Source organism: Wolbachia endosymbiont (group B) of Melanargia galathea (assembly GCF_964030625.1).
GTDB lineage: Bacteria > Pseudomonadota > Alphaproteobacteria > Rickettsiales > Anaplasmataceae > Wolbachia.
The window spans coordinates 713,360-739,234 of record NZ_OZ034910.1 but is presented as its reverse complement, the minus strand read 5'-3'; the positions used below and the strand labels follow the sequence as shown (position 1 = coordinate 739,234).

Below are 25,875 nucleotides of genomic sequence, written 5' to 3'. Positions count from 1 at the left end.
CAACTATGTCAGTACTCACACAATCAGGCAGAGCAGCTATTGCTGCGAGCATAAAAGAGCAACCGATACATCTTGCTTGGGGATCTGGAGATTCTACCTGGGAAAGCAGCTACAAAGTTGAAAAAACTTTTGCAGCAGGCGGCAAGATAAGTTTAGATCACCACACTATTAAAGATGTAAAAGTTTATACAGGGCAAACAATTTATCAGTCAAGCATAGATTATATAGTTGATAGTAGCTCAGGCACTATTGAGCGTGTAGAAAATGGTGCAATTATAGCAGATAGCGTAATCACTATAGAGTACACTCAAGACACACCACCGGAACTAATTACTTCTGCAACATTAATTAAGGAAGTTGGACGTCGTGTTGTTGATGAGATACTCTTTTGTACTGATGATGATGATGGAGAGCTTCTAACTCCCACAGGTAGGTTTAAACCCTCTAATGTACCAACTAATAATCTCTATCTTAAATTTACTTTCGATTTCACGGACGCAGCAAATCAAGTAATAAGGGAGCTCGGAGTTATGGTTGGTACAAAGGTAAAGGAAAAAGTGTCATCTGGGCAGAGATATTTTGAGCCAAAAGACGTGGAAAATCCGGGAATTTTGTTAGTTTTAGAACACACTGTGCCACTTATCAGAACATCTGCAACTCGGGAAACTTTTTCATTTGTTGTAACTTTTTGAAACAAAATGACCTTAAATAGTTATTATAACCGCTTTAATCCTGACAAAGAATACGAAAAAAGTTTGTTCCTGGCAGGAAGAGGTCTACAATCTGCAGAATTAAACGAGACTCAGGAGTATGCTCTTTCTAAGCTTAAAGGCATAGGTGATGCAATATTTCGTGATGGTGATGTTATAACAGGAAGCAATTGTATTATAGATAGAGAAACTGGTAAAGTTACACTTGAAGGAGGAAAAATCTATCTTCGTGGAGCGGTGAGAAAGGTAGAGGCAAAAGAGTTTGTTATTCCACTGAGTACCACAGTTCGTATAGGTGTTTATTATCTAGAATCTACGATTACAGAACTTGAGGACGAAAATCTTCGTGATCCTGCTGTTGGTACACGTAATTATCAAGAAGTAGGAGCTGCAAGGCTTAAAGTTTCCACCATTTGGGGTTATCAAGCAGAAGGTCTTTCTCCACGTTTTTCTGCAGGAGAGTTTTATCCAATCTATAACATTGAAAATGGAGTATTAATAGAACATTCACCACCACCACAAGCAAACATAGTAACTACTGCTCTTGCTCGTTATGACAAAGAAGCTAATGGTTCCTACGTTGTAAATGGCCTTGAAGTAATGTTTTTGCAAAAGGAAGAAGAGGGCAAAAAACAAGTATTCGTGATTAATGAGGGAAAAGCTCATGTTGATGGCTATGAGATTGAGTTACCTCATAGTATTCGTGTTTCTTTTGATCAAGATCCGAATATAAAATCAGTTGAATCAGAACCACATACTTTTCAGCCGAATAGCCAAAGAGTAATGGAACTTAAAGTTAATGATTTTCCAATAAGTGAAATCAAAAAAGTAGATATAACTGTTCAGAAAACCACTACTGTTACTCATGGTTCATACTCAGGAGCTGTTGATCCGATACCTGACTCTGCAGTACTTGAGATTATTCAAGTTAAACAAGGCAATGTTATTTATGAAAATAGTACAGACTATAAGTTAAATGCAGGAAACGTTGATTGGTCATTACCTGGCAAAGAACCAGCTCCTGGGAGTAGTTACCTGATAACCTATCGCTGTCGTACTCATGTAAGTCCTGAAGATATAAGTGAAGAGGGATGCAAAGTAAAAGGAGCAGTTGATAACAGCTTGGTTCTGATTGATTACACCTGGAAAATGCCCCGCTTTGATTTAATTACTATCGATAGCAAAGGGGTGGTAAGGAGAATAAAAGGAATTTCCCATTCTTGGCGACCATCGATGCCTAAAGCGCCCTCTGGACAACTTTTGCTCTGCTACATTCATCAGACGTGGAAAAACGGAGAAAAAGAAGGGGTGAAAATAGTGAATAATGCTGTTCATGCTGTACCGATGAATGAGCTTGAAGCAATGAAAAAAGGAATAAATGATCTTTATGCGCTGGTTGCAGAGGAACGTCTACGCAATGATGCAAATTCAAGAGAACCTACAACGAAAAAAGGAGTGTTTGTAGATTCGTTCTTTGACGATGATATGCGTGATCAAGGAGTTTCGCAGTCTGCAGCGATAGTAAATAAGGAACTAATTTTACCGATAGACGTAGAAATTATTGATGTTGAAAAGAGCACAAAACCTTATCTTTTACCGTATGAACTTGAGCCGGTATTAGAACAGCTTTTACAGACTAAAAGTGAAAAAATTAATCCGTATCAAGCTTTTGATAAAATAACCGCAAAAGTTACCATAAATAAAAACATTGATCACTGGACGGAGGTAAAAACAAATTGGAAAAGTCCAGTAACTAGAGAATTTAATACTAGAGAGACCACAGAGCTATTATCAAGTAATTCTTATGAAACTGAATTTATGAGAGAAGCAATACAGAATTTTGAAATTGAAGGTTTTGAGCCAAATGAGAAGCTTAAAGAGATAAAATTTGACGGAATAAACATTCAACCTATAACTTAAAACTGGAAAACCAAATGTTAACAGCTAACAATCAGGGAAAATTAAAGGGAAAAATAAAAATCCCAGCAAACATTCCAGCAGGTACTAAATTGGTGCAATTTTATGGGAATAAAGGAAGCTATGGAGAAGCAACTTATACTGGTAAAAAAACAATTACCATAGAAGAAAGAAGAAGAGTGATCGCAGCAAGACGAGTTGATCCTTTAGCACAAACATTTACTTTAAATGAGAGCAGACACATAGGGGGTCTAGATTTATGGTTCACAAATAGCGGCAAAAAACGTGTTGTTGTGCAGATTAGAGAAACAGCAGTGGGAATGCCCTCGCAGACTGTCATTGCTGAAAGTTATATTGAGCCAAAAGATATAAAGATAGATGGCACAGCAACACGTATAGAGTGGTCACCAGTGTTTTGCCATGCAGGAGAGGAGTATTCAATAGTACTGCTTACTGATGATCCTGGTACTGCAGTAAAGATAGCAGAACTTGGCAAATATGATGCAGTAAATAGCCGTTGGGTAACAAGTCAGCCATATCAAGTAGGAGTATTACTTTCATCTAGCAACGCAAGTACTTGGACACCACATCAAAATTTAGATCTAACTTTTAGGCTTTTAGCAGCGAAGTTCACTGAAAATTCTCACGTTATTGATCTTGGTAAAGTTACTGCAAACAATACTTCAGATTTAATTGTTTTGACGAACGTCGAAAAAGTAGCATTTGATACCAATGTAGAATTTATTCTGATAGATGAAGAGGGAAAAGAAAATTTTCTATCTGATAACTTGTCGCTCGCGCTGCGTGAAAGACTATCTGGAGAGTTAACAGTAAAGGCAAATTTAAAAGGGTCAAAAGAAAAAAGTCCAGTGCTATATCCTGGGTTACAGCTAGTTATGGGTAATATAGGGGAAAAAGGAGATTATGTTACAAGAAGCATTACAGCAGGAGCTAACACTAAAATTACCATAACATATGATGCGCTAATACCTGGCACTGCAGACATTAAAACTTATGTAGAGAAAAACGTGGGAGAATGGCAATTAGTAAATTTAACATCAGGAAAACCAATTGGAGAAAATTGGGTAGAGAGAACTCATGTGCTGACAAACTTTAATGGCAATGAGACAAGGATAAAATTAGTTTTAAGTGGAACAGTTATCTATCGTCCTAAAGTCAAAAATCTACGAATCATTGTTACATAGAAGAATGTCAAATGATAAAACGAGTAGAGGGTATCCACTACCTCATCCAGAAAACATTGCAGTGGAAGATGTAGTACGTATTCGTACCACAATTGAGAAAATAGATGAAGATATGAGTGAGAGAGAAAATAAACATAATCAACTGAAAAGTAATTTTGAACGATTTAGATTTGAAACTTTTTTGAATTTTTGGGAATGAAAGAAGCAATATACCAAAGGATAAAGGATTTAGCAGTAAGTAGCACAGCTGATCAACTGGCATATCTTGCAAAATCGCTGGAATTGATAGCAGATAAAAAAGCTATTTCCAACGTTGTGCAGATGACTGAAGTAAAAGGAATAATTGATGCACTACAAAAAAGACTTAAGGATTTAGCAGAAAACAGTACTCCAGATCAATTAGCATATCTTGCTAAAGCATTGGAATCAATAGTCGACAAAAGTGCGGTTTCTGAAATTGTGCAGATGACAGATGGTAAGCTAAAAGAACTTCTTGATAGTGCAAAAAAACACTTAACTGATCTGGATAATAAAAAAGCTAGTTCTTTAGCAGTGATCTCTGAATCAGAGAAGCAGTTATTAAAGAGAATTGATGAAAAAGGGACAACAAATTTATCGCTACTTGATACGAGAAAGAATGCCAATATTGCAGCAATAAATAGCATTAGTAACAGTCATAAAGATGGTCTTAAAGGTTTAGTAGAAGATTTTCGTGCTGTTAATAATGTACCACCTGGCTCATCAATTATAGGAGAAATAGAAACTCGAATTGAAAACATCTCTAATGAGGTAAAAACTCGGGATGAACAGTTAAAAGCGTCTCTTATAAATGAAATAAGAAAGCGCAACATGGTTGAACCAGGGTCATTACCTTTCCTATTTGGTGTACTTGGCAGAAAAAATAATTATTTTGGCCACGGAACTTTTACGACAGAGCTTGGAAAGTGGAGTAGTGATATAACAAAAACTGACTATATGTTACAACTACTAGCAGGTAGCCATACGTACAATACAGATTACGTTAGTTTTTATCGGCCAAGACAACTAAGTTTTATAGAGGGAAGCAAGGGAACATTTATTTACGGAGAGTTATGCACAAAAAGCTTTTCGGGTAGTTATGATGAGATATACTATTACCCATATGCTGCACTTGGAGTAGTATTTGTAAAAAATACAACCAATGTGAACATAAATAAAACAATAGAATTTGTTGGATCATCATATTCTAGTACGGAGTATGGGGGTGCAGGACTATTTGTGGGAACACCAGATAATACCAATTCTAATAAATCAAGTATTTCAAGAATAATATGGAAAAATGTTTACCAATACACGAGTTCTGATAGCAAGTTAGTTGGATCTGGTAATGTGGAAATTCCAGCAGGAAAAACAGTTGCAACATTACTTTACACATCATCTTACCTATGTTCCAGAACACAAGTCAGTCAAGGTATGCTTGCATCAAATTATGTATACAACTATGGTCAATTTATTCAGTGGGGGATTTATAACATACGTAGCAACTTTTTGACTGTAGGACTTGAGGTGGACGTAGAGAGAACGCTAAGAGCTTGGCAATGCCCAGGATTAGATGCCACTCATAAAATTTGGAATTAAAAACGGAGAAAACCAATGTCAATTTATATTCATTTTGAAAACCACAAGCAGATTGAAACAACAACACTTGAAAACAAGCCAACTGGAAATGATTGGTATGAAGCACCAAAGAATTTTGACTGGCAAAAAAGTTATTGTTTAACAGAAGGAGAGAAAATTGTTGAAAGGAATAAGGAAGATATTGAGCTGGAGTTATTGGAAAATGCGAAACTTTCTGCACTTCGTTTTTATTTTAATAACTATACTAACGAATACGCTGGAAATTCTCACCAAAAAGCTAAATCGTATCAAATACAAGAAAAAGCCGCAAAAAGCATTCTAGCAGCACCAGAGTCTATAAGTAAAAAGGATACAGAAATTATAGAACCATTAGCAAAAGTCCGTGGTATTACAGTTATTGAAATGGCAAGAATAATTGAAGAAAAAGCAAAAAAAGCAGTAAAAGAAATAATTAAATGTGAAGAGTTGGAAGACATTACCAAGAAGAAAATTGCAGAAGCCAAAAGTGTAGAGAACTTACTAAACGATTTTAAACAAAAGATACAAAGAAATGGCCGAAGAATTTTTACATGGCGTAAATGTTATTGAGGTAACCTCAGGAGCAAAGACAGTACGTACAGCTAAATCATCAGTGATAGGTGTAATTGGTACTGCACCTGAAGCAGATGAGCAAAAATTTCCACTGAATAAGCCAGTACTGATAGCAGGAAGCTTAAAAGAAGCGGTAAAACTTGGCAAAAAGGGGACTCTTTTTTCAGCAGTAAATGGAGTATTTTCCCAAATTGGTGCAACAGTAGTAGTTATTCGAGTTAAAGAAAGTGAAAACAGCGATTCAAAGCTCAAAGAAAGTGAAACTATCCAAAATATAATTGGCGGTGTTGATAAAGAGACTGGAGAGTATTAAGGGATAGAGGCATTCCTCAGTAGTGAAAGCATAGTTCATGTTGCTCCAAGAATATTAATTGCACCTCAATTTACTCACCAACTACCAGAAGATGGCAAAAATCCAGTGGTTGCAGCATTAATTCCTATAGCAGAAAAGCTGAGAAGCATAATAGTAGCAGATGGACCAAATACTAATGATGAAGAAGCAATAAAATGGCGAAAGAGCATCGGCAGCTCAAGAGTTTACGTCGTTGATCCATGGATTAAGTTATTTATTGAAGGAAAAGAAGAAATCTTGCCATCGAGTCCATTTGTAGCTGGTTTAATAGCTAAGATAGACAGCGAGCAAGGCTTCTGGTACTCACCTTCAAATAAAGAGATAAACGGTATTGTTGGCACAAGCAGGCCTATTGATTTTACGCTCGGTAATACAAATTGTAGAGCAAACCATTTAAATGAAAATGAAGTAACAACGATAATTCATCAAAATGGCTATAGGCTTTGGGGAAATAGAACATGTTCAAATGATTCGAAATGGGCTTTTCTGTCAGTGAGAAGAACTGCAGATTTAATCAACGATAGTTTACTTCGAGCTCATCTATGGGCAGTTGATCGCAATATCACCAAAACTTATATAGACGATGTAATTGAGGGGGTGAATTCTTATTTGGCCAATTTAAAAGCACAAGGAGCTATTATCAGCGGAAAATGTTATGCAACTCCAGAGCTCAATACACCAGCAAATATTGCAAGTGGAAAAGTATACTTTGACTTTGAGTTTACACCACCATATCCGGCAGAACAAATAATATTCAGATCTCATCTCGTAAATATAAGTTAGGAGAAAGCAAAGTGTTACCGAAAATACTGAGAAATTTTAACGTATTTGTTGATGGTCGTGGTTATGCTGGTCGTATCGATGAGATCACTCTGCCAAAACTCACCATTAAAACAGAGGAATATAGAGCTGGTGGTATGGATATTCCAATAAATATTGATATGGGCATGGAGAAACTGGAAGCAGATTTCACTCTTTCTGAATATGATACAGAGCTCTTTCGGCTATTTGGGTTGATAAATGGAAACTCTGTATCTTTAACTCTTCGTGGTGGAATGCAAGGAAGTGGAAGTAATGAAGTTGAAGGAGTTATTATCAACCTTAGGGGCATATTTAAAGAATTTGATTTTGGTAGTTGGAAACCTGCTGAAAAAGCAACGCTGAAGTGTACTGTAGCTGCCCATTACTATAAACTTACTATAGGTGGTAATGAATTAATAGAAATCGATGCTGAAAATATGATCCGTAAGATTAACGGTGTTGATCAAATGGCTTTGTTGCAAACGATTCTAGGGATTTAATGGAATGGACGAATGCCTTTTCACTTTTTTATTGAAAAATTACTGATAATACTGTATAATTACTAACGTTTTTTAGGCATTTTTGCTATGGCTTTATCTAAATTTCTCGACCCCAAGAACGATATTGCATTTCGCCGTATCTTTGGTACTGAAAAGAATAAAGACATCCTCATTCACTTCCTCAATGATATTTTGAGCTTTACTGGCAAAAATGCAATACAGGATATAGAGTTTTTAAGTACTATTCAAGATCCTGAAATTGCCGCTAAAAAGCAAAGTATTGTTGATGTGCTATGTAAAGATTCAACAGGAGTGCAATGGATAATTGAGATGCAGGTCGCTAAAACCAAAGGCTTTGAAAAACGTGCCCAATATTACGCTGCTAAAGCCTATTCAAGACAAGCAGATAAAGGTGATCAATACCATGACCTTAAGGAAATTATCTTTATTGCTATAGCAGATTGTATACTGTTTCCTGATAAGTCCGAGTATAAATCAAAGCACACTATTCGCGATGAAGATACTAATGAACATGATCTAAAAGATTTTTATTTTGTATTTATTGAATTGCCTAAATTTTCCAAAACTAAAGAAGATCAGCTTTCAAATATAGTTGAGAAGTGGGTGTATTTTTTTAAGTACGCTGATGAAACAAGTGAAGAAGAATTGGAAAGAATAATAGGAAGTGACGTAATAATCAAAAAAGCGTATGAAGAGCTAAACAGGTTTAACTGGTCAGAAAAAGAGTTTATAGCATATGAACAGGAGAGCAAGCGTATTCGTGATGAACAGGCTGTCCTTGCTCAAAAACTTGATGATGCTAAAGAGGAAGGAATCAAAATTGGTGAAGAGAAAGGAAAGATTGAAGGAAAGATTGAAGGAAAGATTGAAGGAAAGATTGAAGGAAAGATTGAAGGAAAGATTGAAGGAAAGATTGAAGGAAAGATTGAAGGAAAGATTGAAGGAAAGATTGAAGTTGCAAAAGCGATGTTGACTAATAATGTTGATATTAACACTATTGTCAAGTGTACAGGTCTTTCTGTCGATGAAGTTCAAGAATTAATTCAAGTTGAAGAGAAATAACCCCTACTATAACTTTTATATTAGGTTGCCTCTTCAATCAAACACAAAAACTGTAATAAAAAAAATTAGTTATGTAAAAGCTATGAAGTTTTTATTTAATTAACTTTTAGGGGAAAACATGACAACAGTAGAACTTAATAACCCAATAACAGTAGAAGGAATTTTACTCTCAGAGCTAACTCTGCGCCGTCCAAAAGTGCGAGATCGTTTAGCTGTTGAACGTATGAGTAATAACGATGCAGAGAAAGAAGTAGCACTAATTGCAAATCTTGCAAGTATTTCAAGAGAAGCAGTAGAAGAACTTGATCTTGCAGACTACAGTAAGATTCAAGAAGCGTTACAAGGTTTTTTGTCTCAGCAGAAGACTTGAGGCTGAGCATATTGTCGCTTAGCTCAATGGTTGGTGGTGGAATCAATCAGTGGCTTGATATGGATATTAAAGAATTTATTACGTGGTTTGAAAGTAGCAAAAAGTTATACAAATGAAAGCAATTTCTATAGTAATTGGAGCAACACTGCAAAGCAGTTTTAATAGTACGATAGCAGGTAGCACGAAGCAACTTTCTCGTATTGGTAGTACGATAAAACAACTTGAATCATCAAGTAAATCAGTATCCAAGTTTAAACAATTAAGCCACGATGCTCTGCTTGCTCGGCGTTCTTGGAATGAACTCGAAATAAAAACAAAATCTCTTGCTCAGCAGATAAAAAACGCAGAAGAACCAAGTAAGAATCTGCAAAATGAATTTACAAGATCTAAAGCTGCAGCACTGAAAGCTAAAACGGCTTATTTACAAAAAAGAAGTGCTCTTCACCATTTACGCACGGAGTTCAGTAAAAGTGGTAGAGACATAAAATCTCTTATTGGAGATCAAGCTAAACTTGGCTCTTCTATTGAAAAGCTTAAAAATAACTATACGGCTTTAAATTCCGTAATGCAAAAACGTAAAGGAGTTCTAGCGCAAAGAGTAAATTTCAAAGCTCAAATGATAGATGCTGTAACACTTGGACTCACCCTTGCAGCACCACTTAAAGCTGCAATTAGTTTTGAGAGTGCTATGGCTGATGTAAAAAAAGTTGTAAAATTTGAAGATAAAGATGTAAATGGGTTAACAAAGCTTGGGGAAACATTAAAGGCAATGTCACGAACAATTCCGCTATCTGCAGCTGTGTGATTCATATAGGTTATTACAATAAAAATGTAAGATCAAATAGAAATTTGTACTTGTGATAGTTTATATACCTTATTACAATTATGGTGGGAAGTATATCAACAATAAAAGCCGCAAGTAAATGGACTCTAAAGTTAAGCTACGCCTGAATTGGGTAAACCTATATAAAAAATTAGGTCATGCAGGAAGAGTATGTCAGCACTATAATATTTCACGCTTTACCTTACGCAAATGGTGTAAACGTTACAAGGAGTTTGGTGAAAAAGGATTAGAAAATCTTAGTAGCAGGCCTAAAACCTCACCTTTACAAAAAACCAATATATCTAGTGATCAACTTATTCTCCACTTAAGAAAAACTAGAAAATTAGGAGCAAGACGTATTCAAACTGAATTGAAACGTTTACATGATCTCTCTTTTTCATTGGCTACTATACACAAAGTTTTCAAAAAATATGATGTAAGTCTTTTACGTATTAAACGTCATTACCGCAAACAAATAAAGCGTTACAACTGTAAAGTACCAGGAGAACGTATACAGATGGATGTATGCAAAATAGCTTCTGGACTTTATCAGTATACCGCTATAGATGATTGTACACGTTATAAAGTTGTTACATTGTACCCAAGACGTACTGCAGAAAACACTCTAGATTTTCTTGAACAACTAAGAGAAAAAATGCCATTTCATTGTCAAAGAATTCAAACCGATAGAGGACAGGAATTTTTTGCTTATGGGGTGCAAGAATATTTGAAAAAATGGAAAATCAAATTTCGTCCTATCAAGCCATTTTCCCCGCATTTAAACGGTAAAGTGGAAAGAGCTCAGCGTACAGATTTAGATGAATTTTACAGTAGTGTTAACATCAAGGATCCTGACCTACAAATTAAACTCAGAGATTGGGAAAACCATTATAATAGACAACGTCCTCATAGCTCTCTTCAAGGGAAAACTCCATGGGAAAAATATAAAGAGCTAGAAAGTACAATTCCTTGTTTAAGTGAAGTGCAAAAAAATTACATTCCGTCAAAGGAGCCTTTTGTCATGCAAAATTACAAGCATGATCAAAGATTAAAGTCAATTCAAAAACACAACGTTACTTAACTATTTAAAATTCAGACTTAATCTGACAAATCAGTTGTTATGACCTATATGAATCACACATCTAATATTTACCAAATTGAAATTGGTGAAATGAAAAGCGTTGGTGATGCGATAAACCATATCTCTGATAACACTGCAGCAAAGGCCAAGGAAATTGTTCCGACGCTAAACAGAATTGGTGGTACAGCAAGGCAATTTGGCTTAACTGCAGTGGAGGCAGGAGCTTTAGCAAGCAGCTTTATTAGTCTTGGTAAAGCTCCTGAAAAGGCAGGAACAGCAATCAATGCCATGCTTAGCAAACTACAAACAGCAAGTAAACAAGGTGGCAATTTTCAAAAAGCGTTTCAAGTGCTAAAAATAAACGCTCAGGAGTTTGAGAAAGCAATCGGTAAGAATGCACAAGGTACATTAGTTAAATTTTTAGAAACAGTTGCAAAATTAGATAAGCAAGAACGTTCTAGCGTTCTCTTTGACCTCTTTGGTCTTGAATATCAGGATGATATAGCGCTACTTACTGGTAGTCTAGATGAATATAGAAAATCTTTGCGATTAATAAACGAAGAATATCATGGCTCAATGCAAAGAGAGTTTGAAAATAGAGCAAATACTAAAGCAAATAATCTTCAGCTACTTAAGAATTCAATAGCAGAAGTAGGAATGAATCTTGGTTATGTATTATTACCACCTTTAAATTTTACTGTTAATCTTCTGAGGTCAGCAACTACACAAGTAGCACTTTATGCCAAGGAGTATAGAGTACTGACTACAGTAATCATGAGTACTACTACAGCGTTGATTAGCATTAAAATAGCAGCTATATCTCTTGGCTATGCTTGGACTTTTGTAAAAGGTTCCTTATTCGCTCTTTTGTTTACTTGGAAAGTGTTTGGATCTGTTATTACTTTGGTAAAAATAGGTCTTTCTGCAGTTTTTCCAGCAATAATTGCTGGATTTAAAGCATTGACAATTGCCTTAATGAGCAACCCTATGGGACTGGTTATTGGTGGTTTTGCTGTTGCTGCAACTTTGATAATTACCAAATGGCAAGCAGTAAAGAACTTTTTTGTTACTATCTGGGAATCAGTGAAAATTGTATGGAAGTCTTTTTCTGATTGGGTAGGAAAATTTTGGAATAATATTACTCAGCCTTTTAAAACAATCAATAATCTGTGGAGCAAAAAAAATGAGGCCAGATTAGAAGTTAGCTCTGTAAATAACGTTGTCAGCGATTCTCTTAAGCACCCCATTACAGCACAAAATAAGACTATAGAGAACAAAATGCAATTTAGTATTAATATTCATTCAAGACCTGAGCAGAATGCACGCAGCATTGCTGATGAAGTAATGGAGAGAATTAGAGAACAATTTAGTGGCGCACTTTACGATATAAATTAAATTATGTTATCTCTTGGTCCATATAGATTTGCATTAACTGAGCAAGGTTTTACACGTAGAAGTGAATATCGCTGGCCTGCACTTGAGCGTATTGGGGAAAAGCCATTGCTTCAAAGTATTGGTCCTGGAGAGGACATTGTTGAGCTTGCAGGAGTAATCTATTCAGGAGGGATGAAGCAAATAAATAATATGCGAAATTCATCGAAACCTCTTTTACTTATTGATGGCCAGGGTAACATTTTAGGCCATTTTGTTATCGTAAAAATAGAAGAAACACAGAAATATTTTTTTCCAAATGGAGAACCAAGGAAGATTGAGTTTCATTTAAGCCTGAAACACTACGATAACGTGTTGTTAGATGGATCACTAAATAATCCCGTTGACGATATACAATTTGATGATGATGTACTACAAAACTAAAGAAAATGACATGTTAGATTTTATTTGCTGGAGACACTATGGATTCAGCTCTGGCACAGTTGAGGTTGTATTGGAAGCTAATCCTGGTCTTGCAGAGTACGAGCTTCTTCCTGCAGGGTTAACCGTTAAACTGCCTGTAATTCAAAAAGCAATACAAAAGCAAGTAGTAAAACTATGGGATTGAAGTGACACCAGATTTTAGTATTTCAGTAGAAGGAATTTCCATCACTGAGTTGATAAAGAGTCGGTTAGTATCAATTCATATTACTGATGAAGCTGGAGTAATAAGCGATACTGCTATAATTCACCTTGATGACCGTGATTCGTTATTTGAGATTCCTAGAACTGGAGCAAAGCTGAATATTTTACTTGGATATAAAGAAACTGGTATTGTGCCAATGGGAGATTACATAGTGAATGAAATTACGCTACAAGGTCCACCACAGGTGCTAAAGATTAAGAGTTATGCAGCAGATTTAAAACAGTCTTTAAAGGAACAAGTGTTTAATGAGTGGCATCAAATTACTTTAAATGATTTAGTGGAAAAAATTGCAAACAAACATGGCTATCAAGCTAAAGTTGCTGCAGAGTTTGCAAATATCATGATATCGCATATTGATCAGACTGCAGAGAGCGATATGCATTTTTTAACCAGGCTTGCTCAAATTTATGGAGCAATAGCAAAACCTGCAGGAGGATATTTACTTTTTGTTTCAAAAGGGAAAGCAAAATCAGTTACCGGAAAAACTTTAAGCACTATTACTTTAACACCTAGAGATATTACAAGTTGGCAAGTAAGATTTAATGAGCGTAATCAATATGGCTCGGTTATTGCCTATTGGTATGATTATGAAAAAGCAGAGACTATAACAGAAAAAATAGGTGATCAAGAACCAAGCTATATTCTGCGAGATGTTTATGCAAGCAGTGATTTGGCGCAAAGTGCAGCATCTGCAAAATTAAATCAGCTGATGAGCAGTACAGCAACACTCAACATTACAATGGCAGGAAATCCTGAATTATTTACCGAAGCAAAGATCAACCTTTTGGGATTTCGCAAAGGAGTTTATGGTGGTTGGATAATAAATAAAGCTGAGCATGTAATTGATAACCTGGGCTATCGTAGTATGATAACAGCTGTTACGGAGGCACGGGAAAGTAAATTGATAATTTCCTCATAGATATCTTTTTTTTCTTTATTATTATTTAATTCCTCTACAGCAAGATCTAAAGGAGTTTTTTTATCTTTGTTTTTAGCAAGAGGATTTGCTCCGTTTTCCAGTAGAAATTTAGTGATTTCTAGATGTCCTTTTCGTGCAGCATAATGCAAAGCTGTCCAGCCAAAAGCATCAGTAGTATTTATATCAATGCCTTCTTCAACCAGAAATTTTATAACTTCTAAACAGCCTCCACTTGTAGCATAGTGTAATGATGTTGCACCAAAATGATGAGTAGCATTGATATCTATTGTATTTTTTATTAAGGATCTTACAGCATCGAAGTTACACTTTTGAGCTGCAGTAGACAATGTTTCAAGATCATTGCCATTTACCTTACTTTTTATTGGTATAATTTTTGATGGTTTACAATGCTGAAACAAAAAGATAACACATATTATTGGTATTATCGAATTTACTAACAGTTTTCGAAAAAGGCTGAATTTCATATCTATGATATTATTTACATTACTTGCTTAATGCAATGAGTTAGCTTTAAGAAAAATTCTTAAGATTTTTTTGGACGTATTTTTGACAAATCTTGTATATATTAGTATACAGCTTTTTGTACAAAAACATGAAAAACCAAAGTACAGGAAAGATCCCTGTAGCAGTAATTGCTACTATGGTAATACAAACAATAGCATTTATCTGGTGGCTGGCCAAACTTGACTTAAGAGTGCAGATACATGACAGGTTTATAGAGCAAAATCAAAGGACTACAGAAATCATCTATCGTCTTGAAGAAAGAGTCAAAAACCTTGCTGAAGAAGTTAACGAGCTTGAGCAGAGACAAAAATGACAAAGTACATTTTATCGGTTGATGGAGGAGGAATTAGAGGAATAATTCCTGCAATTATTCTAGCAGAAATTGAATCTAGGATAAAAAAGCCAATTTCTCAGATCTTTGATTTAATGGCAGGTACCTCAACCGGTGGAATTATTGTTGCTGGACTTTGTAAAAGCAATAAACTTCAATACTCTGCCAATGATTTGGTTGAACTTTACCAAGAGTATGGAGCATATATCTTTCAAGCATCACTTTGGAGAAAATCAATCGCTTCTTGGCTGAGTGGTTCTCAGTACTCATATAAAAATATGGAATTTATTCTCAACAAATACTTCGGCGAAAGCACTATGGCCGATGTTGCGAGTAATCTACTGCTCACTAGTTATGACATTCACAACAATTGTGAATTTTTCTTCAAAAGTTGGAAAGAAGAAAACATTAAGTTGAAAGATGCACTCAGAGCTACAACAGCTGCCCCAACGTACTTTGCGCCAAAACGTCTAAAAGTTAGCCAAACAGAGAGAGTATTGATAGATGGCGGAGTGTTTGCCAATAATCCAGCTGCTTGTGCATATGCAAGTGCTAAGAGGTTATTTCCAAATGATGATATTGTATTGTTATCGATAGGTACTGGCAGAACAGATAGAAGCATAGAGTATGTTAATTCAAGAAGATTGGGGAAAATAGGATGGGTCAAGCCACTACTGAATGTGATGTTTGCCTCTGGATTGGATTGTGTTGATTATCAACTAGAACAAGTAATAGATGATAAATATATGCGAATACAATCACAATTGAAAGTTGCATCAGCTGAGATGGATGATATAACACCTCAAAATATTAAATGTTTGCAGCAAGAAGCAAAGGCAATGATAGAAAGTCATCAAAGAGTGATTGATGTGCTATCAAAATGATATAAGTTTATGAAAAAACTTTTTTTCTGATGAGAGAGTTATAAAATTCAAAGCTTTTTTGATAAAAATAAACTTTTAAAAAATAATTTGGACGTTTTTTGTACCAATCTTGTATATATATAACATAAACTTGAAGCGCAGGAACTACAAAAGAAAATTCAGCTTTAAGAGAAAAAAGATAGTAAAAAAAATCTTCTAATCAAAAAAGGGATGTAATATGTTAAAAGGCATGAAATCTTTATTATACAAAAGTAAAATGTCGAAATGTTTTTTCACAATGTTACTTGCATGCTTTATTATGCCAATATGTAACGCTCAGCCACCTCAAAAAAATAACGTACATGAGTTCACATCAGCCACATGGAATACCAACGGCCCGCGCTGGAATGTTGTGCAAGCGTTGATGAATTATGGATTAGACATTTTAGCCATTCAAGAAGCTGGAAATATTGGAGATATTTCTAGTCAATTGTCTAGTCCGGCCGGCAATCGATTACAGATTTGCTTTGGGGGGTTTGATCTTGAGCCTAACTCAGATGTAGGCGTTCAGGAATATATTTGGAATACTGGATCAGGAACTTTTTATATGTATTATTACAACAATCGTTTAGATATCCCGTCAGCTCCGGGAACGAGTCAAGGGACTACTAAGCAAAATATGGTAATAATTTCCAGGCAAAGGGCAGGTGAAATTGTACTCATTCCATCTGAAGTTAGACATACACCAATAGATGCTGCGTCAGAGAACTATCAATCCCGCACTTTTATAAATCGACCAGTTTTAGGAATACGTATTGCCAATAGTGTTTTCTTTAATATTCATCCAGAACCAAATAGAACGCGTAATGAAGCTCCTGAAATGATAAACGTTATACAAAATTATATGGAGACATATTATCCTGATCAAACCTGGATGGTGATGGGAGACTTCAACAGAACTCCAGCACAACTTAGGTCAGATCTCCCTAGTGCTAATAATGGTAGGTTTATCGATATAATGAATTCAGGGCAGAACACACGATCATCAGGTGAGTTAGATTATAGCATTGTGGGTGGTCCAGCAATCCATCGAACTGATATCATTGCAATAGTAGCACAATTACTACAGATGCAGGTGCCAAACCCCTCAGATCATAAACCTGTTAGATTTAATTAATCTCTAAATATAATACAATGGTTGAGATTGTTCATCAACTTAGTGAGTCATCGATTTATTTATATAAAATTTATAGGATTTAGGCCATCATGAAAAAATATTTGAAGTATATAAAAACGTTACAACTGGCAAAGGGTATTTTGGCAGGTTCGATTTTTCTTATATATTCGTCATATGCATTAGCTTCAGATAATAAGCTTTATTTTTTGACTGGTAAGGTTGATACGATAGAAAGTGATAGTAGTGATTGCTCGGTATCAGTAGTCAGTCAAGGACTAAAGTCATGGATGTATACTGATAAAAAAAATATTTGCGATTTTTTACAGAATGCTAAAGATTTTGATCAAAAGGTTAACTTCGAATACACTCTAGGAAATGGCTACGCAAGCATAAAAGTTAGAAATAAGCTCAAAGGGGTGAGCTTTGCGGGTAAGCAATCAATTTGGTTTACCAATGAAACTTTGCCTAGTACTGGAAGAATATACGGTCTGAGTGGAATGGTTGAAAATGTTTATATTAACAATAATGATTCTTGTTACATTGCAATAGCCGAAACCAGTAAAGGAAAACGCCAAAAAAGCCCTGTTGATAGGAGGTTTAATTTAACTGAAGATGAAAAAATATGTAGGCTTGCAGAAGATGCTTTTTATCTAGGCCTAGATGTTGAGCTAGGTTCTTATGTGGAGAAAGGTTACTCTAGGGTCTACAATTTAAAATTAACAAATGTATGTAGGGGCGGTTAATCTTCATAACAAGGTCTAATTCCATTACTGTAAAAACAAAATGTGGCCTCAAGGAATGCTGCCACCTACCCACTCTGAGAAGTTATTATCTTCTCATGCTCTCAACCAAGCAATAACAATTTATATTATCTCTATAGAATAATATTTAATACTGCATTTTCCACCCTTATATATACGAACCTAAAAGCTCAATCAGTTGTTCGGAACTTTCAGTATATAAAATAGAGAAGAGAACCTTGCTTAAAAACGGTTCCTCTTCTCTATATGTTCTTGCATTGCCATTCTATAACATTTATAAAGACTTGTTTTAACATATAAGGATAGGTCAAACCAATATTGAATATGATGTTTGCCTCTGGATTGGATTGTGTTGATTATCAACTAGAGCAAGTAATAGATGATAAATATATGTGAATACAATCACAATTGAAAGTTGTATCAGCTGAGATGGATGATATAACACCTCAAAATATTAAATGTTTGCAGCAAGAAGCAAAGGCAATGATAGAAAGTCATCAAAGAGTGATTGATGTGCTATCAAAATAATATAAGTTTATGAAAAAGCTTTTTTTCTGATGAGAGAGTTATAAAATTCAAAGCTTTTTTGAAAAAGATAGAATTTTAAAAAATAATTTGGACGTTTTTTTTACCAATCTTGTATATATATAACATAAAAGCGCGTTTTCACGCAAATAAATCATATGGAATCCACTTCACAAAAGTCTACTATTGAGGCCACAAAGCTTGAGCTGCCAAAAGGCGGAGGAGCGATAAAAGGAATCAGTGAAGCTTTTGAGGCTAACTCATTCACTGGTACTGGATCTTTCTCAATACCAATTGCGCTACCAACTTGTCGTAATTTCTCACCTTCTTTAAGCGTTAATTACAGCTCTGGAAGTGGTAACGGAGTATTTGGTATAGGGTTTAATGTTTCAGTAGCAAGTATTATCAGAAAAACATCCAAAAAAATTCCAACTTATGATGATGAAGATATTTTTGTCCTAAGTGGAGCAGATGACTTGGTTGCGATTAATCAAACAAGTAATAGCAAATATGATATTACTTATTATCAGCCACGTGTTGAAGGATTATTTGCTAAAATAGAGCGTTTAATAAGTAAAAGTGATAGCACTATTCATTGGCAAGTTACTAGTAAAGATGGCAGCATTGCTATTTATGGTAAGAATGAACAAGCGCAAATCTACGATACGAATAACAAACAGCATATAGCAGAATGGTTACTTGAGGAATTAAGCGATGTATATGGAAATAAAATATTTTATCATTATCGCTCAAGTACAGAAAAACAAGGTAGTGGCAGAGTAATTGATCGGATTACTTATGGCCATAATGAAGAATTAAACTATAATCACTTTGAAGTTTTATTTGATTATGGCGAAAATGACTTTGCCAGTCCTATAGATAAAAAATATAGCGAAGAAAGAAATGCAGTTCTCCGTCAAGATTCGTTTACCTCACACATTACAGGGTTTGCAGTTAGAACTGAACTCTTATGCCGAGCGATAAGAATTTATCGCCGTTTTGACGAACTGGGTAAAGAGCCAAAGCTAGTAAATGGAACGTACTTTGATTATGACGAAAAACCAACAATTACCTATTTAAGAGCAGTAAAACAGGTTGGCTATTATGAGAGAGGAGAAAAAAGATTTAGCAAATCAACACCAACTTTAGTTTTTTCTCATACCAGTGATGATTCTACCTACGTTTCAACAGTTTCGTCTGTCGGACTTAAAGATGGCAACAAACCGTCTAAAGAGCTTCTACAGATTCTAAAAGAACAAGACTATATATTTAAAAAAGATAGTGCAGAGATTGTAGCAGAAAACTCAAATTGGAAAATCAAAGACAGTGAAAAAACTCTTGTCATAAAAGAAAAAGGTAATTTTTTAGATCTTCACAATAGAAATAATAAAAACTCTTTTAAACCAGTAAAAATAGAAGGAATAAACAAAAACTTTCCTGGGTATTTAAATGATCAAAGATTTCAATCGGTTGATTTATATCAAGAAGGTATTGAAGGGATATTATATAACGATGGCAACACAATCCTTTATTTTAGACCAAATGGCAATGGAGAGTTTGCTCAAGCTAAACTGCTAGAGCGTTTTCCATCGCTGTTTCGTAAAACTACTTATTCACTGACGAGTTTAGAAGGTAACGGTGAGTTACAGCTTTATGTGAATGAAAGTGGTTTTCAAGGTTATCATGATTTTGATGGTAAGTGGAGTGAATTTAAGCCTCTTGAATCGCAAATAATCAATTTGAGCAGTGAACTTCAAGAGATGATAGATGTCACCGGAGATGGAAGAACGGATATCGTAATATTTGAAGGAGAAAGTGTAAGAGTATATCCATCTATAGGTAAAAAAGGATACAAAGAAGCTATTTACAGTAGAGCGCCAAAAGATTTGCCAAATCAACGTGTCAGTTCAGAGAGTACTTTAGTACGCTTTGCTGACATGTTTGGTGATGGCAAAAGCCATTTAGTAAAAATAGAAAATGGTAAAGTAGAATGTTGGCCAAATCTTGGCTACGGTAAATTTGGTGAAAAAGTTGTATTTGAAAACGCTCCATATTTTAGGAACGGATTAAATGCAAAAAGACTTTACTTTGCTGACATTGATGGCTCTGGTACTACTGATTTAGTTTATGCTAACCATAATAGTTTAGATATCTATTATAACAATAGTGGTAATTCATTTAGTAAGCCAGTTAATTTGAAATTACCGGTAGATTACAATCAAATTGGTCGTATTGAGTTTGCTGATATTCTAGGAAATGGAACTAACTGTTTGCTTATTAGCTATCTGGATCAAAACTTAAAATTACAGCATCTGTACTACGATTTTTACAACGGAGTAAAGCCGCACTTACTGAAGCAAATAGATAATAACATGGGTAACCTTACCCGTCTTCATTATGCAGCTTCTACTCAGTTTTATTTGAAAGATAGAAAGGCATGGGTAACAAGTCTGCCGTTTCCAGTACAAGTAATTGAAAAAATAGAAACTCTAGACAATATAGTAGGAAGTAAACTTACAAGTAAATATAGCTATCATCATGGATTTTATGATTACACTGAAAAAGAATTTCGCGGATTTGGTTTTGTAGAAACCTGGGACACGGAAGATTTTGCCACTATTGAGAAAAAAGAACATTATGTAGCACCAATTTACACCAAGACTTGGTATCACACTGGAGCTTATAAAAAAGCAGGAGATTTAGTTGAGAGCTATAGAAAGGAATTTTACCAAGGAGATGGTAAAGCGTTAAAAATAACGCCACAAGTATTAGATAAAAATATCATCTCAATAGAGGATAAAAGACAAGCATACCGCGGGATTCAAGGGCAAGTGCTAAGACAAGAAGTATATGGTTTAGATAAAGGAGAAAATCCAACCCTCTACTTGCATCCATATTCAGTCACTGAATCCAGCGCTGCAGTAAAACTACTAAGATCGAGTAAAGATAATACTAATAAAGACTCTAGATTTAAATACGGAATATTCTTTGTTAATTTACAGGAAACTATTAGCTATCATTATGAAAGAAACTGCTGTGATCCACGTATTCAGCACGACTTTGTTTTAGAGGTTGATGAGTATGGTAATGTCACTAAATCAGCAGGTATTACTTACCCTCGCCGAAATCAGCCAAACAATTACTCAGAGCAGCAAAAGTTACATGCTACTTTAGAACATAACTTTTACATTAATAACACTAAAGAATTTTACTTACTTGGAGCTCTCTATAAATTACAAGCTTTTGAGATAGGTGGATTAAGAGTTGCAACAGATAGCTATGTTAACATTAGTGACTTAAGGACACACGTAGAGAAATCTCTACAAAATACGATAAAATTTGAAGAAAACTTAAACTATACAAATCCGCAAGCAAGGATCTTAAGTGAAAATCACAATTATTTTTGGAATAAAGAACAAAATTCTACTTTATCACTTGGCTCTGTAACCCAGCAAGCACTGCTTTCCCATACTGAAGCTATGGCATTTTCTGATAGTCAAATCAAAGAAGTATTTTCGGGCAAAATAACCTCTGATCAGATGTTAAAAGACCTTGGCTACAAAAAAACGTCGAATAATCTTTGGTGGGTACCAAGTCCAACACAGTACTATTATGGTAGCGATAAATACTATTTACCGGAAAAAGTAATTGACGTTTTTGGCGCTGAGACTGCAATTGTTTATGATAAATATAATTTACTGCCAATAAAAACAATAGTTAAAGCCACTGCAACCTCAAATTATGAAACAACAGCAGAATATGATTATCAACTTTTAAGTCCAGTAAAACTTACTGATCATAACGATAATGTTTCAGAAGTTATATTAAATCCACTGGGAGTTGTAATTGCCGCTTCAATTTACGGCAGAGAAAACGGAGAAGAAAAAGGTGATAAGCCACTACTCGAATATCAAGTAAGAAAAAATCCAAATTTTGAAGATGTTTTAGGGACAGCAGAAGGAGCAAATGGTCCAGGGCACTACTTACAGAATGCAACAAGTTTCTTTTATTATGACCTAGAAGCATGGAGAAAGAATGGTCAACCTGTGCATGTGATTAATCTGCAGAGAGAGACTCATGTTTCAGAAGGAGCATCGACAAGAATCAGGAGAGTTGTAACTCACATTGATGGGTTTGGCAGAAATCTTGAAACTAAAATGCTCGTAGATTCAGATAGTAAACAATGGCTAGCATCAGGGAGAGTTGTTTATAACAATAAAGGTACGGAGGTGAAAAAGTATGAACCTTTTTATAGTAATTCACCTTTTTATGACGCCGAAGAGAGTGTACGTAATCAGGGAGTATCTGACACTCTTTATTATGATCCTCTGCTGAGAAACATTCGTATTGATACGGCAAAAGGTTTTTTCAGCAAAGTAGAATTTGATTCATGGACTACCAAGAATTTTGATCTTAACGATACGGTGAAAGATTCAACATACTACCAAGAATTTACCGAGAAATGGAATAAAGCAAGTGCAGAAGAAAAAATAGCTTTAAAGGATGAAAAAGACGCACTGAGTAAAGCAGAACAGCATTATAATACACCAACGATAGAGCATTTAGATAGCTTAGGAAGAAAGTTTTTGCAAATAGACATATTAAGCAAGAATGGGCAAAGTAATATAGAGTTAAAATCGCACATCAAACTTGATATTCAAGGAAATGAACGAGAAAGTGTTGATTCAAGGTTTTATGAGCAAAACCAGGGTAAGGAAGAAAAGATAAAGAATTTTTGCCACATTTATTCGATGGCCGGGCTTTTAAAGAGCACCAGTATTGATGCTGGAGAAACTTGGAGTTTAGCAAATGTTTCTGGAAGTGCAGTATACAATTGGGATGGCAAAGGATCACTTACTTACACAGAATATGATAAATTACAACGGCCAGTAAAAGTAAAAGTTATTGATCAGGATCTAAATTTAAATGGCAATATCGTCGAAAAATTCTTTTACTCTGAAAATACTCAAGATAAGGTAACAAATCGTTATGGAACGCTTATTGCTCATTACGATCAAGCAGGATTGACTGAAGCCAAAGAAAATGATTTTAAAGGTCAAACGTTAAAAAGTAGTTTTCTTTTAAGAAAAAACTATAAGCAAGAAGCAGATTGGAGAGGTGTTGAAAGTATTACTACAACTCATTCAGACCTTGAACAAGAAATATTTTCTTCCACTGCTCAGTACAATGCACTAGGCGAAATAATTAAAAAGACTGATCCACAAAATAATGCTCATATTCCAATTTACGATATAGCTGGCAGAGTGAAGCAAATTAAGCTTAAAAAAGGAGGAGAAACAATTAACAAAGAGTACGTTTCAGACATAAGTTATAATCCCAAAGGCCAGCGTACATCGATTACCTATGGCAATGGTGTTGTTACCAGCTATAGTTATGACCCTAAAACTTTTCAGCTTACTAAACTAGAAAGTAAAAAGGGACAAAAGAAATTACAAAGTATTCATTATATCTATGACCCTGTAGGTAACATTACTAAAATGGAAGATGAGTCTTATAAGACCATCTTTCCAAATAACAAAAGCATAGATACTAAGTCTGATTATCACTATGATTCGCTTTATCGACTGATTCAAGCAACTGGCAAAGAACATCCAGCACTTAGTGGAAAGGAAGAAATTATTACGCCAATTCCGCATCTAAATAACCAAGATGCGATTAGTAATTACACTGAGTATTATGACTTTGATTATGGCAGTAACATTACGAAAATTAGGCATAACGGAAAAAATAGTTCCACTAAAGAATTTTACATATCGAATAAATCTAATCGCAGTGTGCCGATAATGGATAAAAGACCTGTGAATGAGAATGATATAGATAAAAATTATGATGAGAGCGGTAATCTACTGAAACTGAATGGTTCGCAGGATTTGCACTGGAATTACCGAGATAACATTGCCTATGTTGATATTATAAATAGGCCTAGTGGTAAAAATGATAGTGAATATTATGTTTATGATAGTAGTGGACAAAGAGTCAGAAAAGTTACTGAAACCTATCAGAATGATGAAGCTCATTCTACTAAAGTAGACAAAATCTACTTTGGTGATATCGAGGTTACGAGAACTTATCAAGAGAGTGATTTAAAGAAAGAGAAATACACTGTTCATATAATGGACGATAAAAGTAGAGTAGCTCTACATCACTATTATACCAAAGGAAGCTCCGAAGAAACTAAAAATAGTCAAAGTCGTTATCAGCTGAGTAATCATTTAGATTCAGTAGCATTAGAGTTAAACGATAATGCTGAAATCATGACTTACGAAGAGTATTTGCCGTTTGGTGGTACAGCGCTGATTGCTGGTAAAACTACTCGTGAAATAACGGAAAAAGAGTATAGGTATTCAGGAAAAGAAAGGGATAACAGCACAGGTCTCTATTACTACGGTGCACGTTATTATGCGCCTTGTCTCTCTAGGTGGATAAATCCTGATCCCGCTGGGACTGTTGATGGTCCTAATCTTTATCTGTTTGTGACGGGAAATCCAGTGAATAGCGTCGATATTGGAGGGATGGGTAAGAAAGGTAAAGAATACAATTGGTCTTCTTACTCAGATTTTTTGAAGAACAAAAGTACTAGGGCAATGTATGGACGTAAACCATTAGGAGAGGAGGATTTAAAAAAAGCCTTGCCAGCTAGAGTAAAGTTTAAATACAGTGCTGCAATTAACGCATATTCAGATAATCCTTATAAGGAAATAAATGCATCGTTAAGAAAAGAGACAGTTTCAGGAACAACATATCTTTCGGACACATTTCGAAAGAGTGTTATAGAAGACATTAAGCAGGGTATAAAGGAGCTAGCAGGTAATCAAAAGAATGATCTTAAACAATCACAAGTATCTCCAATATGGAATATAGGAAAAGGTATAAGAACATATAGAGGAACTTCATTAAAAAATATACCAGAAAATGCAATAAAACGTAAAATAGTAGGAGAAGATGAAAGAATAGGATCTGTCTTCAGAGATAAAGGAGGACAAGGATTTGTCTTACAAGATAAAGGATTTTTCTCTGCCAGTCATAACGAAAAAACTGCAGCAGGATTCGCAAGTCGTACAAAGGACCCATTACCTACTCTATTGCAGATACATGATACAGGACAAGGAGCTAATATTAGAGAGATGTCAGATTATAAAAATCAAGAAGAAAGATTATTTTCATCCGAAACTGAATTTTTCATTATAGAGGGTGCAAAAGGCACAACCACAACAGCAAATAAAAAAATTGTTCCTATCACCAAAGCTTTTGTTCTTCTTAAAGAGGGTGCAAAAAACTATGTTCCACTAGTTAAGGTTGAACAAGATAGGAAGAGGTTACTAAAAAAAGAGGGACCTAAACGTCTCCAGAATTTACAAAGACAATTAGGCATATAAAGCTCAAGAATGCAATAATTAGTAGCAGAAAGTGTGTCAAACTGAAAGAATATATTATAATGAACATAAAGAATGGAGATTTAACAATAAGTCAGAAAGTAGTAGACAGAACTACTGATCATACCAGAAAAAGTGGAGAAAGGAGTTCTTCTTGGTAAGGTCAAAGAAGTAATGCAGGTAAAAAGGTGCAATCACAGAACACAAGGCTAGAGATGTTTATCAAAAAGCCTTAAGCAGGAGAGAATACTCT

21 protein-coding genes and 2 pseudogenes are annotated in these 25,875 nt (G+C 35.1%); 22 read left to right on the top strand and 1 reads right to left on the bottom strand.

The window, feature by feature from the left end:
* The first annotated feature begins 5 nt into the window (after positions 1-5).
* The 16 genes and pseudogenes from AAHF52_RS03270 (at position 6) to AAHF52_RS03195 (ending at position 14,046) form a co-directional block, all read left to right on the top strand.
* Positions 6-692, top strand: coding sequence for a hypothetical protein (locus tag AAHF52_RS03270; RefSeq protein WP_342068497.1), 687 nt, complete (start codon positions 6-8; stop codon positions 690-692).
* A 6-nt stretch (positions 693-698) separates the two neighbouring features.
* A complete protein-coding gene (locus AAHF52_RS03265) occupies positions 699-2,630 on the top strand; it encodes a DUF4815 domain-containing protein (RefSeq protein WP_264685154.1) in 1,932 nt (643 codons plus the stop codon).
* Positions 2,631-2,644: 14 nt separating this feature from the next.
* Positions 2,645-3,832, top strand: a complete 1,188-nt coding sequence (locus tag AAHF52_RS03260) for a hypothetical protein (RefSeq protein WP_264685153.1) — start codon at positions 2,645-2,647, stop codon at positions 3,830-3,832.
* 4 nt (positions 3,833-3,836) lie between these two features.
* The gene (locus tag AAHF52_RS03255) at positions 3,837-4,031 is read left to right on the top strand and encodes a hypothetical protein (protein ID WP_264685152.1); all 195 of its coding nucleotides are present in this window, start codon (positions 3,837-3,839) and stop codon (positions 4,029-4,031) included.
* On the top strand, positions 4,028-5,449 hold the full coding sequence (locus AAHF52_RS03250; protein ID WP_264706857.1) for a hypothetical protein: 1,422 nt from the start codon (positions 4,028-4,030) through the stop codon (positions 5,447-5,449). The genes AAHF52_RS03255 and AAHF52_RS03250 overlap by 4 nt, the downstream gene beginning before the upstream one ends.
* Before the next feature lie 15 nt (positions 5,450-5,464).
* Complete coding sequence (locus tag AAHF52_RS03245; RefSeq protein WP_264377166.1) at positions 5,465-6,037, top strand: hypothetical protein; 573 nt, start codon at positions 5,465-5,467, stop codon at positions 6,035-6,037.
* A pseudogene (locus tag AAHF52_RS03240) lies at positions 6,000-7,175 on the top strand (phage tail sheath subtilisin-like domain-containing protein). Before AAHF52_RS03245 ends, AAHF52_RS03240 begins: the two are co-directional and overlap by 38 nt.
* 11 nt (positions 7,176-7,186) lie before the next feature.
* On the top strand, positions 7,187-7,693 hold the full coding sequence (locus tag AAHF52_RS03235) for a phage major tail tube protein (RefSeq protein ID WP_264377165.1): 507 nt from the start codon (positions 7,187-7,189) through the stop codon (positions 7,691-7,693).
* Between the two features lie 87 nt (positions 7,694-7,780).
* Positions 7,781-8,776, top strand: a complete 996-nt coding sequence (locus AAHF52_RS03230; RefSeq protein ID WP_264377164.1) for an Rpn family recombination-promoting nuclease/putative transposase — start codon at positions 7,781-7,783, stop codon at positions 8,774-8,776.
* Positions 8,777-8,894: 118 nt separating this feature from the next.
* Positions 8,895-9,146 (top strand): phage tail assembly protein, encoded by a 252-nt coding sequence (locus AAHF52_RS03225; protein ID WP_262986631.1) that lies wholly within the window; start codon positions 8,895-8,897, stop codon positions 9,144-9,146.
* A 112-nt stretch (positions 9,147-9,258) separates the two neighbouring features.
* On the top strand, positions 9,259-9,951 hold the full coding sequence (locus tag AAHF52_RS03220) for a phage tail tape measure protein (protein ID WP_342068496.1): 693 nt from the start codon (positions 9,259-9,261) through the stop codon (positions 9,949-9,951).
* A gap of 118 nt (positions 9,952-10,069) precedes the next feature.
* Positions 10,070-11,050: an IS481 family transposase gene (locus AAHF52_RS03215; RefSeq protein ID WP_019078870.1), complete on the top strand. Its 981-nt coding sequence runs from the start codon at positions 10,070-10,072 to the stop codon at positions 11,048-11,050.
* A 48-nt stretch (positions 11,051-11,098) separates the two neighbouring features.
* On the top strand, positions 11,099-12,445 hold the full coding sequence (locus AAHF52_RS03210; protein WP_342068495.1) for a phage tail tape measure protein: 1,347 nt from the start codon (positions 11,099-11,101) through the stop codon (positions 12,443-12,445).
* Between the two features lie 3 nt (positions 12,446-12,448).
* Entirely contained in the window at positions 12,449-12,865 is a 417-nt protein-coding gene (locus tag AAHF52_RS03205; protein ID WP_264377161.1) for a phage tail protein, read from the top strand.
* Positions 12,843-13,049, top strand: a complete 207-nt coding sequence (locus AAHF52_RS03200; RefSeq protein ID WP_405197547.1) for a tail protein X — start codon at positions 12,843-12,845, stop codon at positions 13,047-13,049. The genes AAHF52_RS03205 and AAHF52_RS03200 overlap by 23 nt, the downstream gene beginning before the upstream one ends.
* 1 nt (position 13,050) lies before the next feature.
* Positions 13,051-14,046 (top strand): phage late control D family protein, encoded by a 996-nt coding sequence (locus AAHF52_RS03195; protein WP_264377159.1) that lies wholly within the window; start codon positions 13,051-13,053, stop codon positions 14,044-14,046.
* Here AAHF52_RS03195 and AAHF52_RS03190 read toward each other — a convergent pair.
* Positions 13,983-14,465, bottom strand: coding sequence for an ankyrin repeat domain-containing protein (locus AAHF52_RS03190; RefSeq protein WP_341816210.1), 483 nt, complete (start codon positions 14,463-14,465; stop codon positions 13,983-13,985). The genes AAHF52_RS03195 and AAHF52_RS03190 overlap by 64 nt on opposite strands.
* Positions 14,466-14,659: 194 nt before the next feature.
* On the opposite strand from AAHF52_RS03190, the gene AAHF52_RS03185 reads away from it, so the two are divergent.
* The 6 genes and pseudogenes from AAHF52_RS03185 to AAHF52_RS03160 all read left to right on the top strand — a co-directional run bounded on the left by AAHF52_RS03185 (position 14,660) and on the right by AAHF52_RS03160 (position 25,625).
* Entirely contained in the window at positions 14,660-14,884 is a 225-nt protein-coding gene (locus tag AAHF52_RS03185) for a hypothetical protein (protein ID WP_264377157.1), read from the top strand.
* The gene (locus tag AAHF52_RS03180; protein ID WP_264377156.1) at positions 14,881-15,786 is read left to right on the top strand and encodes a patatin-like phospholipase family protein; all 906 of its coding nucleotides are present in this window, start codon (positions 14,881-14,883) and stop codon (positions 15,784-15,786) included. Before AAHF52_RS03185 ends, AAHF52_RS03180 begins: the two co-directional genes overlap by 4 nt.
* 256 nt (positions 15,787-16,042) lie before the next feature.
* Positions 16,043-16,942: an endonuclease/exonuclease/phosphatase family protein gene (locus AAHF52_RS03175; RefSeq protein WP_342068494.1), complete on the top strand. Its 900-nt coding sequence runs from the start codon at positions 16,043-16,045 to the stop codon at positions 16,940-16,942.
* A gap of 89 nt (positions 16,943-17,031) precedes the next feature.
* Positions 17,032-17,685, top strand: a complete 654-nt coding sequence (locus tag AAHF52_RS03170; RefSeq protein ID WP_264377154.1) for a hypothetical protein — start codon at positions 17,032-17,034, stop codon at positions 17,683-17,685.
* A 324-nt stretch (positions 17,686-18,009) separates the two neighbouring features.
* Positions 18,010-18,231 (top strand): annotated as a pseudogene (locus AAHF52_RS03165) (patatin); the annotation flags it as partial.
* 155 nt (positions 18,232-18,386) lie between these two features.
* A complete protein-coding gene (locus AAHF52_RS03160; protein WP_342068493.1) occupies positions 18,387-25,625 on the top strand; it encodes a SpvB/TcaC N-terminal domain-containing protein in 7,239 nt (2,412 codons plus the stop codon).
* The last annotated feature ends 250 nt before the right edge of the window (positions 25,626-25,875 follow it).

Coding starts and splice junctions, on each gene's coding strand:
- AAHF52_RS03200 (WP_405197547.1), top strand. CDS start 12,843: ATGATGATGTACTACAAAACTAAAGAAAATGACATGTTAGATTTTATT.
- AAHF52_RS03255 (WP_264685152.1), top strand. CDS start 3,837: ATGTCAAATGATAAAACGAGTAGAGGGTATCCACTACCTCATCCAGAA.
- AAHF52_RS03185 (WP_264377157.1), top strand. CDS start 14,660: ATGAAAAACCAAAGTACAGGAAAGATCCCTGTAGCAGTAATTGCTACT.
- AAHF52_RS03210 (WP_342068495.1), top strand. CDS start 11,099: ATGAATCACACATCTAATATTTACCAAATTGAAATTGGTGAAATGAAA.
- AAHF52_RS03245 (WP_264377166.1), top strand. CDS start 5,465: ATGTCAATTTATATTCATTTTGAAAACCACAAGCAGATTGAAACAACA.
- AAHF52_RS03205 (WP_264377161.1), top strand. CDS start 12,449: ATGTTATCTCTTGGTCCATATAGATTTGCATTAACTGAGCAAGGTTTT.
- AAHF52_RS03170 (WP_264377154.1), top strand. CDS start 17,032: ATGAAAAAATATTTGAAGTATATAAAAACGTTACAACTGGCAAAGGGT.
- AAHF52_RS03215 (WP_019078870.1), top strand. CDS start 10,070: ATGGACTCTAAAGTTAAGCTACGCCTGAATTGGGTAAACCTATATAAA.
- AAHF52_RS03220 (WP_342068496.1), top strand. CDS start 9,259: ATGAAAGCAATTTCTATAGTAATTGGAGCAACACTGCAAAGCAGTTTT.
- AAHF52_RS03230 (WP_264377164.1), top strand. CDS start 7,781: ATGGCTTTATCTAAATTTCTCGACCCCAAGAACGATATTGCATTTCGC.
- AAHF52_RS03225 (WP_262986631.1), top strand. CDS start 8,895: ATGACAACAGTAGAACTTAATAACCCAATAACAGTAGAAGGAATTTTA.
- AAHF52_RS03160 (WP_342068493.1), top strand. CDS start 18,387: ATGGAATCCACTTCACAAAAGTCTACTATTGAGGCCACAAAGCTTGAG.
- AAHF52_RS03270 (WP_342068497.1), top strand. CDS start 6: ATGTCAGTACTCACACAATCAGGCAGAGCAGCTATTGCTGCGAGCATA.
- AAHF52_RS03175 (WP_342068494.1), top strand. CDS start 16,043: ATGTCGAAATGTTTTTTCACAATGTTACTTGCATGCTTTATTATGCCA.
- AAHF52_RS03265 (WP_264685154.1), top strand. CDS start 699: ATGACCTTAAATAGTTATTATAACCGCTTTAATCCTGACAAAGAATAC.
- AAHF52_RS03250 (WP_264706857.1), top strand. CDS start 4,028: ATGAAAGAAGCAATATACCAAAGGATAAAGGATTTAGCAGTAAGTAGC.
- AAHF52_RS03260 (WP_264685153.1), top strand. CDS start 2,645: ATGTTAACAGCTAACAATCAGGGAAAATTAAAGGGAAAAATAAAAATC.
- AAHF52_RS03180 (WP_264377156.1), top strand. CDS start 14,881: ATGACAAAGTACATTTTATCGGTTGATGGAGGAGGAATTAGAGGAATA.